Raw genomic sequence first — 16607 nt, forward strand, 5'->3', positions numbered from 1 at the left:
TTTATCATTTTTTTCTAAAGGATTCACTTATTTGAAAATATAAAAAAAGAAAAGCCTGTATTAGCAGGCTTTTCTCATTCATTTTTACTTTATCTCTCCCAGAAAGCTTCTAAAGTTCTCGACAATGTCTTTAGATCGGGTATGGTGCAAATAATGCTCCCCATCAAGCAACATCAATTTCCCGTGTAAGGAGTCTTTAATCTGTTCTTTATGCAGGGATTCCCAGCCTGGAACATCCGTATTGTCTTTCACTAGGAAGAAAATAACAGGAAGATCTTTAGGGAAATTTAATGTTTCCGTGGCTTTGAAATTGCTTTTAAAATGCTCTGCTTCGCTGATGATATTAGGATTCATCATGTTTTTAAGTGAAATCATTCTATTTTGTTCTTTAGTTTCCTCATCATCACTTGGTGGAACGATTTGGGCCGGGTTGAGTTTTACCAGCAATCGCATAAATCCTGATTTTTTAAGCAGCTTATAGGTTCCTGATGGAAATTCTTCATCGTTGCCCCCTTGTGTGGGTACGCTGCTGTCGATGCCTACGAATGCACTAACTTCGTTTTCGTATTTGTTCACATAGTCCAGTCCGTAAATTCCTGCTATAGAGTGTCCCATCAGAATATAACGATCTATCTTTAATTCTTGTAAAGCTTCATGAAGCTCACTCACTATATTGTCGACCGTTCGTTCTTTTGTGGTGACATCACTTAGTCCATAACCAAACGGCTCAACTACTACAACTTTATAGAAAGGAGTCAGTTCATCTACAAGTGGTTTGAAATCAATTACGGGTGATGCGGTTCCAAACCCTGGGAGTAACACGACCGTTTCCTTGCCTTGCCCTTGTATGGTTACATTCATCTTTTTCCCGTCGACAGGTACAAGCTGACCATAGGGTTCTATTTTTCCTTTCTCCACTTTATTGCTGATCACATTGACTGTAAAAACGATGACCAGAAAAAGTGCTAGGAGGAGGACTATAGCGACTATTACTTTAAGTAAAATTAATAATGTTTTCTTCATACTTTCATTTCCTTCCTTGATGTTTCTTTTAGTTTCTCCAACTTCTGCACCCCTTCTTGTTATCCCTTATCTTTTGTCTATTCCATTCTATCAATCCAGTCTTAGATCCTGTGTAACGCAAGTTTAATTGATTCTTAACTTTCAACAGCCCCTAATGATAACGATTTAAGCTTCTGTTAAGATTGGAATAACAAAAAAACACCTTTAGTTATCCGTCGATTAACCATAGGCTAATCTAACGTTATCTAAAGGTGTAGTTTCCACTTATTAGTTCATTGATTATTTACGCGCTGCACGAAGCTTCTCAGGGGTTACATCGTTTCCATCCGGATCTAAAATTGTCACTCCAGAAAGACTATTACGAACTTGTCCACGAATTTCACGCAGGTAGTCTTCACGCAAAGCGATCTGTTCAACCCATTCGCCTTGTGTCAGACCTACTTCACGTTCTTTCTTAGCTAATTCATTGATGCGAGTCAAACTTGTAATCATCTATGTTCCTCTTTTCTTAGTTTTAATTAGCTTACTAACGGTTATGGCGATTAGTTCCAGATTCAAGCTAAATTATCAGCCATTTGTTTCATAAGTCTTCTTAATAATAAACGTTCTTCAGGTATAATTCCGGCTAGTAATTTATTCAGCTGTTTGTTCCAGATCTGTTCCACAGGTTCGCAGAGATTACGTCCGGCTGGGGTTAGATACACTCGGCTAACTCTGCCATCTTCAGGATCTCTTTTTCGAACAACAAACCCATGATTTTCAAGAGATTTCACCATATTCGTTATGGTTGGAGGCTCACAATTCAAGCGTTCACTTAGCTGTATCTGTGTCATTCCATCTGTTCTCCATAACCGGCATAATAACTGTTCTTGACCCACATGAAGATTAAGTTCTCTAAGCAGCTCTGCATAATCTCTACGCATTTCCGCTGATATTCTATCCAGTAGTTCCCTTATCTCATCTTCTATCACAGATATTTCCTCCGTACTGCCATACAAATTACTTAGCAAGCTAATAATATCACGATTTATTAAAAATTTCAAATAAATGTCCGGTAACGTTCATCCTGTCTGCTGACCAAACCATTAAAAAAGGAGTAAAACCACAAGATCACGTAGATCTTGTTTTTTTACTCCTGCCCAGTCAACACTTGACTTCGTTCTCAATTATTTTGTGGAAGCCGCACTTCAAACATCGTCCGCACTACACTGCTTTGTGCAGAAACTGTTCCAGCATGTTGTTCCACAATGTTTTTAGTGATAAATAAGCCCAGTCCCGTACTCCCTGTGGGATGCGTTCGCGCTCGATCCCCGGTGTAGAACATATCAAAAATACGCGGCAGCTCTTCCGGATCAATACAATCTCCATAGTTAATAATCTCAATAACGACTTCGTTTTCTTCTAAATACCCATGAATATCAATAAATTGACCGTCGCTTCCGTATCGCGCTGCGTTAGTGAGAAGATTCTCAAATACACGTGCCAGCAGCTCACCGTCACCCTCTATCTTCAGAGGTTGGGTTACATCCAAGCGGGAAGTAAGACCATTTTTCTCAAAAACGGGATATAACTCTTCATTTAATTGTAAAAGAAGCTCACTAAGGTCGATCGAGGTTTTCTCAAGCGTAAGCTTACCGTAGTTCATTCTTGTAATTTCAAATAGCTCATCAATTAATTTTTCCAAACGTTGAGATTTAGTATAAGCAATCGTTGTGTAATGTCTGGTCTGTTCTGGCGTTAATTCATTGTCCTTAAGGATAAAATCCAAATAACCTATAACTGAGGTAAGTGGAGTACGCAGATCATGTGCCAGATTTAACACAAGTTGATCTTTACTGCTCTCCGCAAAGTCTCCCCGCTCAATAGCTTCCTGAAGATGATCAATAGCCAGATTGATATCATGGCCAATAAGGCCGAATTCATCTTTAGAAGGGATATCCACCCGCTCCGAGAAATCACCCGACGCCAGCTGATGGATCCCTTTCGAGATTTCCTTGAAATAATTTGCATATGGTTTAGTAAATATAAAAAAGAATAAGATGGCCAAAGGAATGAAGATAATCAAAAACGCATTAACATCACCGATATCCCGCATCAAGTAGCGAACTTTAGTCAATGGATTTTCTAATAAGACCTCTGATCGATAATATCTCTGCAGAATTTTATAGATTGAAAAGGTAATTCCACCGGATACAAGCATACTGGCCATCAGCAGCATAATCATTTTTGTACGAAAGCTATAAATCATTTTAGGCATTGGTTGTATACCCTTCCCCTACTATTTATCTTTGTAGTGACAATGGTATATGAATTCATTCAAAATCTCAAATCCTTCGAATTAAAGATCTTTCCGCACAAAAATCCGCAGAGAAATGATATATGAACAGCTAAGCAAGAATATATAAGCCAGCCCTAGGATTATAAAGGGAATGACCGTACCTTTCACTCCAAAACTTAGCCATCTGTTCACATCAGGTATCCACTGGATCAAAAAGCTAAACACGTTCGGGCCAAACATAACAATCATCATAAATACAAGATTAACCACTTGTGCCCCCTTTGCCCCTAACCAGTAATGAATCGGTAAATAAAGCATCGCAAGGAGAGGGAAAATGGATATCGTAATACCAACCTCTTGCCAAAAATGAGGGGTTACGGCTTTACCTGTCACAACAATCAGGAGATAGGTAAAGGCCGTTGCTGCCAGCCCGACAAGAGCAAACGGAAGGATCGAAAAATATTTGGCACGGACAAGCTCTTGTCTCCGTACAGGGAGATTAACGAGAAACCGTTGCGTCATCTGCTGAGTATCCATTGAACAGGAGCTTATCAATAACAGCATAGGTGGCATTACCGTAAATAAACTGAAGCTATGATAGTTTGAGTATGCTATGAAAATAAAGAAAGGGATTAGCAGCATCAGAAATTTACGCAAAAGAATGAAGTCTTTTTGAATTAAAAAAAATGATTTATACACTTTACGTCCTCCTTAGCTTATAACTCTTCCTTGCTAAACAATCGTAGTGAAATCCTATAAGAGCAGTACAATATGAATAGATAAACAATCCCTGTCAAACCAATCGGCACCAGATGATCCTGCAGCTTTAAATGGGTAATTGTTAAGAAAAAGGATGAATTTGAGAGTGAAGATCCAGTGTTTAGGGTGGTAATCGTTATTACTACATTAAAAAGGATATTGAAGTAATAGTTTTTGGAACCAAGCCAATAATGAATCGGCAGATAAATAGACGCAGTCAAAGGAATCATCAGTAATGTTAAAGATACCCCTATCCAATAAAACGGGCTAATGGAATATCCAAATGAAAAGGAAATTAGTAACAAAGCTAAAGAGCAAACCAAACCGATGAAACAATAAGGAACAAGTGATAAGTATTTAGCCAAGATAATCTCTTGCCGTCTTACTGGCAACCCTATAACAAACTTTGTGTTGTTATTCTGTGCATCCATAGAACAGGAGTATACGAGCAACAGTAAAGATTGAAATGTAGCAAACATGCTGGAGTTATCCAGTTGAACATATGCGATAAACAAGATACTCAAGAGAAATATAGGGATAAAATTCCGCAGGAGAATAAAGTCTTTTCGAATCAGCAAAAAGAGATTAAACATACAAAGTGTTTCCCTTTACCGTAAAATACATGATTTCTTCCAGAGTAGGTGTTTCGCATATGGCATGACCCCTAAAGAAGTGTTCCCCCTCAGAGCGATTGTTCAGAAGACCCTCGAAACCAACTTCCGTCTCTCTAAGCCCGATGAACCATTTTCGTACATCCCGATCAAGCAACTCTTTATTGCCTTTTACCAGCATGTATTTGTTGGCTAGAGATTCTTTCATTTCATTAAATACTAGGCGCCCTTCATTCACAAAAACAATATAGTCTGCGATCCGGTCCAAATCAGTCGTATTATGCGTTGAAAAAAGAATAGACTTCTTCTCATCCTGGATATGCTCACTAAGCAAATCAAGCAACTCTCTTCGGAATATAGGATCAAGTCCTGCAGTAGGTTCATCCATAATGAGCAGATCTGCACCATGTGATAAGGCAATAGCGAGCGAATACTTCATTTTCATTCCTTTGGAGAGCTCCTTAATCTTTTTCCGCGGGGAAAGCTTGAACATCTCTATGTATTTCCTATACGTTTCTTGATCCCAACGACTATAAAAAGGAGCAATAATCTTACTCATCTGATCGATGGTTAATTGATCGTAAAAGTAATTCTCATCGGAGACATAGCCAATCCGATCCTTATTCTCTGCTTCATGGATAGACATCTCTTGATCAAAAATCTTGACGCTGCCGTGATCAGGAAACACCATCCCCATCATCATTTTAATTAATGTTGTTTTCCCTGCCCCATTCGGTCCAATTAGCCCCGTGATATACCCTTCTTTGATACCGAACGTAAGTTCGCATAGGCTAAAATGGCCATATTTTTTAGAAATTTGGTCCAATTGAATGACTTCTTTCATTCTGTCTCCTCCTCATAAAGCAATTTCAACATCTCACTAAACTCAGCAAAATCAATCCCCAGCATTTTACTCTCGTCGATAATCTCCTTCATTTTGTTCTCCATAATCCGTAGCCGTTGTTCCCGAATAAACTCCTGATCTGCACCAGAAACAAAGGAACCTTTCCCCACAATTGAATTGATAAGCCCTTCTCTCTCCAGTTCTTCATAGGCTCGTTTCGTTGTAATTACGCTTATCTGCAGCTCTTTGGCTAATAGCCGGATAGAAGGTAATGGGGTGCCAGACACTAACTCTCCTTGCAGAATCATCTGGCGGATCTGGCTGACAATCTGTGCATAGATGGGTTCACCGGAAGTGTTGGATATCAATATGTTCATGGAATCGTGCCCTCACTCCTAGTTTATGTGTTATCAATGTATATATGTAATATATACACTATACCCATTGTTGTCAATTACCTTTCTTGTACAAGCAAAAAAGCTGATTCCTAGGATCTAAGAACCAGCTTACATAGTTATCAGATATTTTCTTCATCACAATAATCCAGCACTTTTTAAAAAACGGCTAACAATATCTATCTGATAGCGAATCCGTAGGTCACGATCAAGGCTCCAGCAGGTTTCCACAGTAAATGCTTTAGCTCCTAATATACGGGTAACGGCTGCCCTTGAGGAGCCGGGGCGCTCCCGTAAACGGATATTAAAATGATAAGCGGTTTTGGGAATCGTTCGATTAATGCCTTTGATGACACGTTTTGCTGTACCTATTCCTCGGCTTCCCGGAGTGACGATGATCGACTGACCAAGTCGCTTAGGATTTTTTTGTGACAACCCATTTGCTTCATGAAGGTCCAGAAACCAGGTGGGACGATATCTTAGTACTAGCTGTAGCAAAGCTGAAGCTAATGGATGTTTTGCCGCTGTTTTGCTAGAACGTGGAAAGGTGCGATTTAAATCAGGTACACCTCTGATCCGTTTGCGGTAAGCTTTTTGATTCAATAGAGGAACTACAATGATCGTGCCCCGGTGTATATACAACCTTCTCTGGTTAAAACGTTCTACAATGATCTGTGCGGCACGAATACTTCCTGTCTCATTCCCATGTATCCCCGACACCACCATAAAGACAGGACCAGGAAGCTCACCTCTAATCACATAATAAGGGGTAGCAAAAGCTGTGGACGATGCTAAGGTATAGCTTTCAACGATCATAAAGGATCACCTCCACATTTAGATAATCCATATATGTGTATTCCGATATACCCCAGTTGTCCTAGACAGATAAGCAAGAAGAAACGACGTTGTCTTTTTTTAAAGATAACAATCGTTTCTCGTAGAAATATATTCAAAAAAAGCCTGATTTCTCAGGCTTCCTTAGTCCTAACTAGTTAATTTATTTATACGCCGGGAGCCAGTCTCCATGGGCTGTGATCAGCTCGTCGCACATATTTGTAATGTCATCCATCGACAATTCAGCTGCTGTATGTGGATCAAGCATTGCGGCGTGATAGATATGCTCTTTCTTATGGGTAATGGCCGCTTCGATCGTTAACAGTTGTGTATTGATGTTTGTACGATTTAGTGCGGCGCACTGCGGAGGCAGATCTCCCACGTAGGTCGGAGTTACTCCGCTTCTATCTACTATACAAGGGACCTCTACACATGCTTCTTTTGGCAAATTGGTGATAAGACCTGTATTCATAACATTGCCACCTATTTTGAAAGGCACATTAGTTTCGATGGCTTCCATGATATAAGACGCATATTCATGCGAACGTTCATGTTTAAGTTCTTTGTTATTAACCAATTCTTCCCGCATTTGTTGCCAACGTTCAATTTGATCTACACAGCGGCGTGGATACTCGTCGAGTGGAATTTGAAACCGTTCGATAAGCTCAGGGTAATTACGTTTGATAAAATAAGGATGGTATTCTGCGTTATGTTCCGAAGATTCCGTAATGTAGTAACCAAATTTAAGCATCATTTCATAACGGACCATGTCTCCGTGATGTTCTTGTTGCTTCTCAGCGGCACGGCGTTTAATTTCCGGATACAAATCCTCGCCGTCTTTAGTAACCTCCAATAACCAAGCCATATGGTTAATCCCAGCGATCTTAGCCTGAACACCTGTCTGATCCATACCCAGATGCTCGAACAAGCCCGGAATACAATGCTGCACACTATGGCATAATCCAACCGTCTTTACACCGCCATAGGTATTCATCACATTGGTCAGAACTGCCATAGGATTAGTATAATTCATAAAGAGTGCGTCCGGACAAACCTCCCGTACATCCGCAGCAAAGTCCAGCATCACTGGAATAGTACGCAGGTTACGGAAAATCCCGCCTATGCCAACCGTATCCGCAATCGTTTGCCGCAAGCCATATTTCTTCGGAATTTCAAAATCTGTGATGGTGCAAGGATCGTAACCTCCCACTTGGATTGCATTAATGACATATTTAGCTCCACGCAAAGCTTCTTTACGATCCGTATAGGATTTCACAACACAAGTGCTGCCGCTGCTCTCTTTTATATTATTTAGCATATTCTCGGAGTCTTTAAGGCGTTGTAGATCAATATCATACAGGGCAAGTTCAAACCCTTGCAGGGCTGGCGTTCTCATACAATCTCCCAACACGTTTTTGGCAAATACGGTACTGCCCGCTCCGATAAATGTAATTTTAGACATGTGAAATATTCCTCCTTATAGGTGAGGTGAACGGTGTCGACATCGCAGTTTTATGGAGAGGAGTAAACTATAATTCCCTTATAAACACTAGGATGTCAGATCATAACCGTCTGCTCTCTTCACTAATCACTATAAATGAGAGCGGTCCCAATGAGTATGGAGAAATACAAGAGATATATGGATGTTTGTTGCATTCGTGTATTCAATCCTATAATCTAAATGTATTATAAAGGCAATCTTAGGGAGGTTCTAAGTGAATGGCTTCAGAGCATTATCATTTTACAGCAGGGTTTAATCTGGCTCCCGATGATCATGACCTATCTGTATTATTCAGCGGAGAAGGCAAACCCGTTCCTGGACATAAAATGGGTCCCTCTGTTCATGATTACTATCTCATTCATACAGTAATTGATGGTGAAGGTGTTTTTCAAAGTGGTAGTAATTCGCAGGGATGTGGTAAGGGGGATACCTTTGTTATTTTTCCGGGGGCGTTATTTAGCTATCAGGCAGACATGGAACATCCGTGGACATATGTATGGGTGGCCTTACAAGGGGAAGCGGTTGAACAGCTACTACAGGAAGTTGGAATTACAAGGGACAATCCAATAGTCCACTTAGATAACCTAATAGAGATACATAAGATATATGAACATATTCGTTTATCCTTTCAGCAATCTGCTTATCCTCGACTGGAGAGCTTAGAAGCTTCGGGTTGGCTGCGGCTGCTAGTGCACAAATTCGGCGTTGCGAACATAAGTTCGCTACCCTCTCAATCGATAGAATTACCGGATGTTATCGACCGCCAGATCGATCAAGCGATCCGTTGGATTTCTCTACAGTTTCATCAACAGATCAGTATCGACCATATGGCATCCTCCCTTGGCTATCATAGAGCACACCTCTCTAAAGTCTTTAAACAAAAGATCGGCATGTCTCCCAAACAATATTTATTAAAGGTTCGGATGGATAAAGCAAAAAAACTGCTAGGAGGAACGCTGACCATCGACCAGATCTCCTCTTCGGTCGGTTTCAATGACGCGTTATACTTCTCCAAGCAGTTCCGTAAGTGGAGCGGCATGTCTCCCAGTGAATTTCGAAATCATCTTCGAACGGGCAAGTGATTGATATTACTTACGTTTCTTTCATGGCTTTAGATAAAATAGAGGTAACAAACGTTGTCTTTCCTTCACAATAAGCATCAATGTCATAACGATGTTGTTCTGCCAGGCGCTGCTTGACCTCTGCATACGCTTGACGCGCTGCTGTATTCGATCGCAGATAGTCTCTGAAAGCGATATGCTCCAAGTAGCCTTTTCCATCCTTAGGGCAAACATACAGATGATATTTCATAAACCCGTCATCCTGAAGTCTTTGAAACGCTTCTCTGCCCTCTATTCCCAAGTTCCCTTGGTGTTCATAACCACGCTGTTGTAAACGTTCGATGATTTGTGGGAGTACATCGTAGCTTTCCATCACAAGATCTAGGTCGATGATAGGTTTAGCAGCCAGCCCTTCAATGGAAGTACTGCCCACATGCTCGATAGAAATAATAAGATCTCCGACATAAGATAAGAGCTGTTCTTTTAATCTATTGAATTCTGCCTTCCACTCTGGGTTATACGGGACAACCTCTATAACTTTCGTCTTCTCAGCGATGATCAAACACCTCCCGGGTATAATAAAAGGTAATATAATACGTTTCTAGCTAATCTCCGGTATATCCTCTTTCTCGATCACTCTATAGACTATCCATATGCATAGAGCGGCTACAACAAGCGTTCCCCCCATTAAGCAGACGCCACTCCAGCCCCAATGCTGCCATGCAAAACTTCCCAGCGTGGATCCAATCGCTCCACCTGTAAAAGTGCTGACCATAAAAACAGTATTTATACGACTGCGAGCCGCTGGTTCAAGTGCATATATCCGTGTTTGGTTACTGACCTGTGATCCCTGTACCCCAAGATCCAGAATAATAACTCCTGCAATCAAACTCCAGATTGTAAATCCGGCTAAACCAAAAAATCCGTAAGCAATCAATGTAATTAACAGTAGGATCCCTACAATCTTTTTGGGAGCAATTCTGTCTGCTAACCTCCCGATAAATGGAGCACCAGCAGCACCTGCTACACCAATAAGACCAAACAATCCTGTGATTGAGCTACTGTAGTGATAAGGTTCTCCTTCCAGAAAGAAAGCTAGAGAAGTCCAGAACACACTGAAGCCGCCAAACATGCAAGCCCCAATTAAAGATGACTCACGAAGCGTCGAATATCTGCGAATCAGTTGCCCCATTGATTTCAGCAGATCGGAGTACGAAGAATTATTGTCTGGTTTCGTTGCCGGGATTAGCCGATAAAGAATAAGGGATAGCAATAACATAACTACTGCGGCAATCCAGTACATCGCTCTCCAGCCGAACATATCCCCTATAATTCCGGATATTGTTCTTGCTAGCAGAATACCAAAAAACAATCCGCTCATTACTGTACCTATAACCTTCCCCCGCTCCTCCGGTAAAGCTAACTCAGCCGAGAGAGGAATGATGACCTGCGGCACCACCGTAGTTATGCCGATAGCAAAGCTGGCGATATACATCCAAGTGAGGTTTTGTGCGGTAGCGAAACCAATTAGGGACAGTGATACAGCAATAAGAAGTCCGGATATCAGTGTTCTGCGTTCACGAATGTCACCTAGTGGAACAAAAAATAACATTCCCAGCGCGTAGCCGATTTGAGTAAGCATCGATACATATCCCACTGCGTTAGAGGAAGCATTAAATGTGCGTCCTATCTCAGCCAGGAGCGGCTGATTATAATACATATTTGCCACGCTTAGCCCTGATGCAATGGCTAGAATTAGGATGAATTGCTTAGATAGACCTCCTCCTACACGAACAGCAGCGCTTGTGATAGATTGTGTCATGAAATTATGTGCCTCCGTTCACGTATGCTGCTTCAAACAGCGAGCTTTATTTTCCCTAATATATTATAGCAGTCACTGTCAACCTTCTTTTTTCAATAGATTAATGATTAGTAAAGGAAAAATATAAATATCTGCATAAGTACAATTTATAGTAAAATATATAAATCTGAGCTAGGAGTGGATGGGTGTGCACCAGAACGAACAAATCATAAACAAACTACAAAAGAACCCCTTAAAGAATGTTAGCTTGTTAAAAATGTTAACCTCCTTCCACGAAGTCATGGAAACACATCTAGTAGAGCAAGGTGAGCAGTGGGGTGTTGCTTTACTTCTTCCAGCCACAGCATACGCATATGATCATAGGGTATATCCTCAAGCGGATTACATCGTATTTTTGGATTACAGCTGCCCCGATATATTTCCAGCATTACTAACGCTGCTCCCCACAGAGGCGAAGCTTGTTTTTAAACTACAGGATGTGAAGTACCAAGAGGCACTGTCTGCGCATTTTTCTTTAGAAAAAGTTCGGGGGTTTTTCTCTTACAGCACAACTGAGGGGTTAAGGTATGTTAAGGACAAAGAGGTAACAATCAATCATTCATTTGACGACAGACTACTTCCACTTTGGGCTGCTAACCATTACAATAAGGAAGAAATTGAGGAATATTTCCAAAAAGGAGCGTTTTCCGTTTCAATCTTTCAGGGCGACAATCCGGTTAGTACCTGCCTAGCGTTCCGCAATGAAGAGCAGATTTGGGAAATCGGCGCTGTACATACTTTAGAAGCATTTCAAAGATACGGATACGCGAAAATGGTAGTTCGCACAGCCATACAAGAAACGTTAGAACGAGGCTTTATTCCACGCTATCACGTCCTTGAAAGAAATCAAGCGTCCATTCGTCTAGCTGAATCTATTGGACTTGTCCCTTGTGTGCAGCTAGAGCACTGGATTAACTACATTCAATAACAATTTCTATTGGAGGTGATTTTAATGAGCTATCCACCAAACGACAATTTGAACTATTATCAGCCTCCACCCCCTCCGGCACCAACGAATGGCAAATCAATCGCTGGTTTTGTCTTGGGAATCCTCTCCATTGTTGTGCCTTATATTGGTTTTCTGTTAGGAATTATTGCGATTATTCTATCCGCCTTATCGCTGAAGGAAATCCGTAATCGTTATGAACAAGGCAAAGGCTTAGCGATTGCAGGTCTGGTATGTGGAATTGTGGGCACGCTGATGTACGCAATTATTATATTATTCGTCGTTGTGTTTGTTTTTGCAGCTTCTACTTACTAACCACGAAAAGGATCTCAATAGCCATCATCGGCTGCTGAGATCCTTTTTGAGTTAACACGTTTATCAAGTGAACCCTTCATTCAGTCGTGGAACCAAAATCGGTGATTTTAAGCTTTACATCAAAGGTTAATGGCATCCGAATAAATTCCTCGTCCCAATGATCCTTGACCTTTTTCCAAACCTGCGGTTTTTCTATGCTGAACCAATTTCCGAACCCTGCCACATCTACTTTATAGGTGGAATGCATTTTGTGAATAAGAGCATTAATTTTTTCGGTCAATCTCTCCTCGAATATCTTCTCCAATTCTTTGAAATAGGCAACTTCCGCGGAATGCTCATTATCATCCCAATGCTCAATAAGACGTCCATCAGACTCAATCGCAACATGAAAGGAAAACTTCTCATCAGCAGTCTCCTTCAGTGTAATCTTGCTCTTGACTGATTTAATCTCATAAGTAATTGCTTCGTTTGACTGATCATATGTTTTGATGCTCCCGCCTTTAACATCGCCTTTGATCCAGGCAATACTCTCCACATCCTGTTGGTTCAGATTGCCGATCCAATATCCTGTGTCTCCCTTGATAATACCGGCACCGGAAAACTCCACCTCACCATTTGCCTCAATAACGTTCTGCAAAACAAAGCTTTGCTTCGAATACATCAATGCATCTAGATTCGACAATGTTATGCCCTTCATAACTTTACTAGTCCTGAAGTGGTTATGGACCATGTCCTCCAGACGAAAAGAAGGAACCTCCTCTGCTGTCGTGTTTAGCGTATCAGACGCACGTCCTTGGCTAAGAAAGATGAGGCAGCTAGGGCGAATATCGTTATCACGCAACAGAAAGTCCATTAGCCGTCGGATTTTCTCCTCTTGTATCAATTTCTCGGATATGACAACAACCTTGAGGTGATGGCCTATAATCGGACGGTTCTTGCGGATCGAAATCTGGCGGAATACTTCAAGCAGGGAATCTCCAGACTCTGAAATATTATGGAAATGAGTTTTGGGTGTTTCACCTTCTTTGCCGGAGTTTCCAATTACATTTTCAGGCACAATTTGTACCGTAGCCGTCAATTTATTATGCTTAAGGTAACTTCCTCCGAGTTCCTCAAATTTCTTTTCGACTGTTTGAGGTTCCCCCTTGTCAAGCGCCAATCCCGTATAAACACTCAAGTCTTCAATTTCCTTACTGCTCCAGCAGCCGGACTGCGTAAGCAGAATCATAAATACCAATAGTAAGCGAATAACCTGCTGTCTAAACATTCTGCTTGAGTCCTTTCTTCCTAATGATTAATACAATCGACAATAACAGTGGCAGCAATATAAAGATCAGCACACCCATATAGCCAATCGCATCACCAAGACTGAAGACATCATTGATGCGTTGAGGGATCATCGTGCAGATGAAGATGATGGGCATTAAAGCGAACATAACCGGATGGATCTTTAGGTGAAACACCTGGGAGATTCCGAGTGACGCATTAAAGAAAAAGCTGCAAAAATTGCAGAACATCTGCATCAGCCAGATAACCAGCAACGGAAATTCAAATCGTTCAAAAAAGAACCCTGAAATTTCAAAGCTCCGCACCAAATCTATCGTCGGCCAGGTGCTGGAGATTACAGAATTAATAGATAAGCCGCCGATAACCATTACAACAGTAACCAAATATAATACAAATGGTATGCTTAAACCAACCAACATTCCCTTGACTGCTTGCTGTGGATGCTCCATAAAGGCCGTCATTGTCATCACAACCTCACAACCGGTAAAGATCAGGATGCTCGACTTCATGCCTCGGATCACCGGGATCATACCTTCACTCAGAAAAGGACGCAAATGCTGGATATCAAATATTCTGGTACTTAAGATATAACAAATTATCAGGATAAAAATACTGATCGGAAATACAATCTGAAACACGCGGGCCATGGAATTAATCCCACCATACACCAAATAAGTGCCCACCCAGATGAACGGCATCACAATCGCCCAGATCGGTGTCCCTTCCAGAAGAAAAAACAATGTTACTTCCGCCAAAACGCGGATTTCGAAACCCGCTATCACAATAAAGTACAGAATCAATATTGTACTCATTACACTGCCTGGAATATTCCCAACAATTCTTTTAGAATACTGAAAGACAGTCTTCCCTGGAAATTGCTGGCTAAGCTTCACCATAACCAATATCACCAAAGATACGGTGATACCTCCCAGCACTACTGAAATCCAGGCATCGGGAGTCTGTACAGCCTTAACAACATTTCTGGGCAAAGTCAAAATTCCCGCACCTAGCATTGAATTGGTCAAGATTATGGAAGCCTGCGAGGTTGTGATCTTGTCATCAGTTCGTTTGAACACTGTGGTCTCCCCTCTGCTCCTGCTAAGAATACATTCTCTAGGACCTGCGCTTTTTCTTCTGGGTCTTCAGCATCTCCGGTCTTCGCTTCATGATTGATAACGGTGCACGGACGAACAAATCCTTCCAGTCACTTAACCGGAAAGGGGAAATAGGAGTGACGTAAGGAACTCCAAAGCTTGAAAGCCGAGTCAGATGACTGCAAATAAGCAGGAAGAAAAGGATGGTTCCGAACATGCCCAGGACCGCCGCAAATAACATGCCTGCGAATCGTAAGATCCGGAGAGTAATCCCCGCACTGTACATCGGTATGGAAAACGAAGAGATCGCTGTCACGGCTACAACAATTACCAGAAACGGACTCACAATACCAGCCTGTACCGCGGCATCTCCAATGATCAGACCTCCGACAATCCCCATTGCCGGACCTATGGGCTTCGGCAGCCGGATTCCAGCTTCACGCAAGATTTCAATGGAAATTTCCAGAATCAACACTTCAATTAATGCAGGAAAGGGTACACCTTGGCGTGTTTCGATAATGGAGATCGCCAGTTGTGTAGGAATCAGTCCCGGATGAAAGGAGATAAAGGAAATATACAGCGCCGGAGCCAACAGAGCCAGAAATGATGCGCAAAACCGGAGTATCCGCAAAAGTGTACCCGGAATCCAGCGCTCATAATAATCCTCAGGAGACTGCAAAAGCATACTGAACGTCACTGGAACAACGAGTGCAAACGGTGTGCCATCCAGCAAAATAGCGACTCTTCCCTCTAACAAGGAAGCAATTACCCGATCGGGTCTTTCCGTATTCTGTGTCTGCTGAAACGGGCTTAAATAATCATCCTCGATCAACTGTTCCACATAGCCGGATTCCAGAATAAAGTCCATATCAATTTTGGAGATACGTTCCTTCACTTCCTGGAGCAGATCAGGATTTACAATGTTTTTCATATAAGCGATAACCAGGTTCTTCTTGATTTCGCTGCCTACTTCAACCATTTTCATTTCCAGATTCTTATTAAGCCCTTGGCGCCGCAGCATAGAGGTATTCTCACTGAGCACCTCGGTAAAGCCAATCCGAGGCCCCCGCAGCAAAGCCTCTGAGGTCGGCTCAGTAATCGAGCGCACTGCTCCATGCGGAGAACCCACCAGCAACATCTCACACATGCCTTCGACAATCAGCGCAGTGTATCCGAATAGGACAAACTCCTGCAGCTGGTCTAAATCCTTGGCTTCACTGAGCTGAGCTAGCGGGAGCATATTCTGTTTCAAGTAGTTGTATATTCCTTCTGAAGCTTGCGTTTCGCCGGCAAACATCAAATTCTGCAGCACCTGCTGATTGATCAGTTCTTCGTGCTGCATCCCCTCTACATAGACTAATGCGGCACGTGCCTGAATACCTTTAACTGAGAATTCACGAAAATGTACATCACTGTTCTCCCCCAATGCCGTTTTTATCGCTGTCAGATCGGCATCATAGTCCTGAGTAAAAGCAGTAGACACAGGAGGCTGCGGATTTACTTCCCGATTGTCATTCTTCTTCAGTTCCGCATCCTGTGATTTGGCCTCTGTTTCCTTAGAGCGTCCGCTTCCAACATAAAAATACAAATGCCTGTAAAGATAAAAAATCCCTACGGGAAAGAGCAGCGTAATCGCCGCCTGCATAAAAATTGTCCAGTCCGGAATATAAGAGACTATTTTAGGCCACATCGCAATCATCCTCTATAGGAATCTGTTAGTACTATTCTCCTTCCACCCTATTCTTATGCAACATTTGAAACTTAAGGAAAGTTCATATATCACCATGGATCCGGACAT

18 protein-coding genes are annotated in these 16607 nt (G+C 41.8%); 3 read left to right on the forward strand and 15 right to left on the reverse strand.

Annotated elements, in window-relative coordinates:
• Window positions 1–84: 84 nt before the first annotated feature.
• The 10 genes from NSQ50_RS16080 to NSQ50_RS16125 all read right to left on the reverse strand — a co-directional run bounded on the left by NSQ50_RS16080 (window position 85) and on the right by NSQ50_RS16125 (window position 8206).
• Window positions 85–1023: an alpha/beta fold hydrolase gene (locus NSQ50_RS16080; RefSeq protein WP_076141279.1), complete on the reverse strand. Its 939-nt coding sequence runs from the start codon at window positions 1021–1023 to the stop codon at window positions 85–87.
• Window positions 1024–1302: 279 nt separating this feature from the next.
• The gene (locus NSQ50_RS16085; RefSeq protein WP_036676956.1) at window positions 1303–1515 is read right to left on the reverse strand and encodes a DUF896 domain-containing protein; all 213 of its coding nucleotides are present in this window, start codon (window positions 1513–1515) and stop codon (window positions 1303–1305) included.
• 62 nt (window positions 1516–1577) lie between these two features.
• Window positions 1578–2066, reverse strand: a complete 489-nt coding sequence (locus NSQ50_RS16090; RefSeq protein WP_340949620.1) for a MarR family winged helix-turn-helix transcriptional regulator — start codon at window positions 2064–2066, stop codon at window positions 1578–1580.
• 119 nt (window positions 2067–2185) lie between these two features.
• Window positions 2186–3280: a HAMP domain-containing sensor histidine kinase gene (locus tag NSQ50_RS16095; protein ID WP_036676951.1), complete on the reverse strand. Its 1095-nt coding sequence runs from the start codon at window positions 3278–3280 to the stop codon at window positions 2186–2188.
• Window positions 3281–3361: 81 nt separating this feature from the next.
• Window positions 3362–4000 carry an ABC-2 transporter permease gene (locus tag NSQ50_RS16100; RefSeq protein ID WP_036676948.1) on the reverse strand — a complete coding sequence of 213 codons (639 nt, stop codon included), beginning with the start codon at window positions 3998–4000 and terminating at the stop codon, window positions 3362–3364.
• A gap of 17 nt (window positions 4001–4017) precedes the next feature.
• A complete protein-coding gene (locus NSQ50_RS16105; protein WP_076106738.1) occupies window positions 4018–4653 on the reverse strand; it encodes an ABC-2 transporter permease in 636 nt (211 codons plus the stop codon).
• Entirely contained in the window at window positions 4646–5515 is an 870-nt protein-coding gene (locus NSQ50_RS16110) for an ABC transporter ATP-binding protein (RefSeq protein ID WP_076141281.1), read from the reverse strand. Before NSQ50_RS16110 ends, NSQ50_RS16105 begins: the two co-directional genes overlap by 8 nt.
• Complete coding sequence (locus NSQ50_RS16115; protein WP_042188506.1) at window positions 5512–5892, reverse strand: GntR family transcriptional regulator; 381 nt, start codon at window positions 5890–5892, stop codon at window positions 5512–5514. Before NSQ50_RS16115 ends, NSQ50_RS16110 begins: the two co-directional genes overlap by 4 nt.
• Before the next feature lie 156 nt (window positions 5893–6048).
• Window positions 6049–6726, reverse strand: coding sequence for a M99 family carboxypeptidase catalytic domain-containing protein (locus tag NSQ50_RS16120; protein ID WP_076223755.1), 678 nt, complete (start codon window positions 6724–6726; stop codon window positions 6049–6051).
• Between the two features lie 181 nt (window positions 6727–6907).
• The gene (locus NSQ50_RS16125) at window positions 6908–8206 is read right to left on the reverse strand and encodes an alpha-glucosidase/alpha-galactosidase (protein WP_076223757.1); all 1299 of its coding nucleotides are present in this window, start codon (window positions 8204–8206) and stop codon (window positions 6908–6910) included.
• A 257-nt stretch (window positions 8207–8463) separates the two neighbouring features.
• Here NSQ50_RS16125 and NSQ50_RS16130 point away from each other — a divergent pair, with 257 nt between their 5' ends.
• A complete protein-coding gene (locus tag NSQ50_RS16130; RefSeq protein WP_076223760.1) occupies window positions 8464–9327 on the forward strand; it encodes an AraC family transcriptional regulator in 864 nt (287 codons plus the stop codon).
• 10 nt (window positions 9328–9337) lie between these two features.
• Here NSQ50_RS16130 and NSQ50_RS16135 read toward each other — a convergent pair whose 3' ends face one another.
• Window positions 9338–9868: a GrpB family protein gene (locus NSQ50_RS16135; RefSeq protein ID WP_235219390.1), complete on the reverse strand. Its 531-nt coding sequence runs from the start codon at window positions 9866–9868 to the stop codon at window positions 9338–9340.
• Between the two features lie 39 nt (window positions 9869–9907).
• Complete coding sequence (locus NSQ50_RS16140) at window positions 9908–11128, reverse strand: MFS transporter (RefSeq protein ID WP_076223762.1); 1221 nt, start codon at window positions 11126–11128, stop codon at window positions 9908–9910.
• Between the two features lie 280 nt (window positions 11129–11408).
• Between NSQ50_RS16140 and NSQ50_RS16145 the strand changes: the two genes are divergently transcribed.
• Together NSQ50_RS16145 and NSQ50_RS16150 are read left to right on the forward strand one after the other, a co-directional pair.
• A complete protein-coding gene (locus NSQ50_RS16145; RefSeq protein ID WP_340949621.1) occupies window positions 11409–12095 on the forward strand; it encodes a GNAT family N-acetyltransferase in 687 nt (228 codons plus the stop codon).
• A gap of 24 nt (window positions 12096–12119) precedes the next feature.
• A complete protein-coding gene (locus tag NSQ50_RS16150; RefSeq protein WP_036676925.1) occupies window positions 12120–12428 on the forward strand; it encodes a DUF4190 domain-containing protein in 309 nt (102 codons plus the stop codon).
• Between the two features lie 76 nt (window positions 12429–12504).
• Here the strand turns inward: NSQ50_RS16150 and NSQ50_RS16155 are convergent, their stop codons facing one another.
• Genes NSQ50_RS16155 through NSQ50_RS16165 form a run of 3 tightly spaced genes read right to left on the reverse strand, consistent with a single transcriptional unit; the run spans window position 12505 to window position 16499 of the window.
• A complete protein-coding gene (locus NSQ50_RS16155; RefSeq protein WP_036676923.1) occupies window positions 12505–13695 on the reverse strand; it encodes a Ger(x)C family spore germination protein in 1191 nt (396 codons plus the stop codon).
• Complete coding sequence (locus tag NSQ50_RS16160) at window positions 13688–14791, reverse strand: GerAB/ArcD/ProY family transporter (RefSeq protein WP_036676920.1); 1104 nt, start codon at window positions 14789–14791, stop codon at window positions 13688–13690. The genes NSQ50_RS16155 and NSQ50_RS16160 overlap by 8 nt, the downstream gene beginning before the upstream one ends.
• 37 nt (window positions 14792–14828) lie before the next feature.
• Window positions 14829–16499 (reverse strand): spore germination protein, encoded by a 1671-nt coding sequence (locus NSQ50_RS16165; protein ID WP_036677387.1) that lies wholly within the window; start codon window positions 16497–16499, stop codon window positions 14829–14831.
• Window positions 16500–16607: the final 108 nt, after the last annotated feature.

The sequence above is a fragment of the Paenibacillus sp. FSL R10-2788 genome (genome assembly GCF_038003885.1).
Lineage (GTDB): Bacteria > Bacillota > Bacilli > Paenibacillales > Paenibacillaceae > Paenibacillus_AQ > Paenibacillus_AQ odorifer.

Bases quoted from the DNA above. Each gene is read 5' to 3' on its own strand.
- NSQ50_RS16080 (WP_076141279.1), bottom strand. From the start codon at position 1,023: ATGAAGAAAACATTATTAATTTTACTTAAAGTAATAGTCGCTATAGTC.
- NSQ50_RS16085 (WP_036676956.1), bottom strand. From the start codon at position 1,515: ATGATTACAAGTTTGACTCGCATCAATGAATTAGCTAAGAAAGAACGT.
- NSQ50_RS16095 (WP_036676951.1), bottom strand. From the start codon at position 3,280: ATGCCTAAAATGATTTATAGCTTTCGTACAAAAATGATTATGCTGCTG.
- NSQ50_RS16105 (WP_076106738.1), bottom strand. From the start codon at position 4,653: ATGTTTAATCTCTTTTTGCTGATTCGAAAAGACTTTATTCTCCTGCGG.
- NSQ50_RS16110 (WP_076141281.1), bottom strand. From the start codon at position 5,515: ATGAAAGAAGTCATTCAATTGGACCAAATTTCTAAAAAATATGGCCAT.
- NSQ50_RS16115 (WP_042188506.1), bottom strand. From the start codon at position 5,892: ATGAACATATTGATATCCAACACTTCCGGTGAACCCATCTATGCACAG.
- NSQ50_RS16120 (WP_076223755.1), bottom strand. From the start codon at position 6,726: ATGATCGTTGAAAGCTATACCTTAGCATCGTCCACAGCTTTTGCTACC.
- NSQ50_RS16125 (WP_076223757.1), bottom strand. From the start codon at position 8,206: ATGTCTAAAATTACATTTATCGGAGCGGGCAGTACCGTATTTGCCAAA.
- NSQ50_RS16130 (WP_076223760.1), top strand. From the start codon at position 8,464: ATGGCTTCAGAGCATTATCATTTTACAGCAGGGTTTAATCTGGCTCCC.
- NSQ50_RS16140 (WP_076223762.1), bottom strand. From the start codon at position 11,128: ATGACACAATCTATCACAAGCGCTGCTGTTCGTGTAGGAGGAGGTCTA.
- NSQ50_RS16145 (WP_340949621.1), top strand. From the start codon at position 11,409: ATGGAAACACATCTAGTAGAGCAAGGTGAGCAGTGGGGTGTTGCTTTA.
- NSQ50_RS16150 (WP_036676925.1), top strand. From the start codon at position 12,120: ATGAGCTATCCACCAAACGACAATTTGAACTATTATCAGCCTCCACCC.
- NSQ50_RS16155 (WP_036676923.1), bottom strand. From the start codon at position 13,695: ATGTTTAGACAGCAGGTTATTCGCTTACTATTGGTATTTATGATTCTG.
- NSQ50_RS16165 (WP_036677387.1), bottom strand. From the start codon at position 16,499: ATGTGGCCTAAAATAGTCTCTTATATTCCGGACTGGACAATTTTTATG.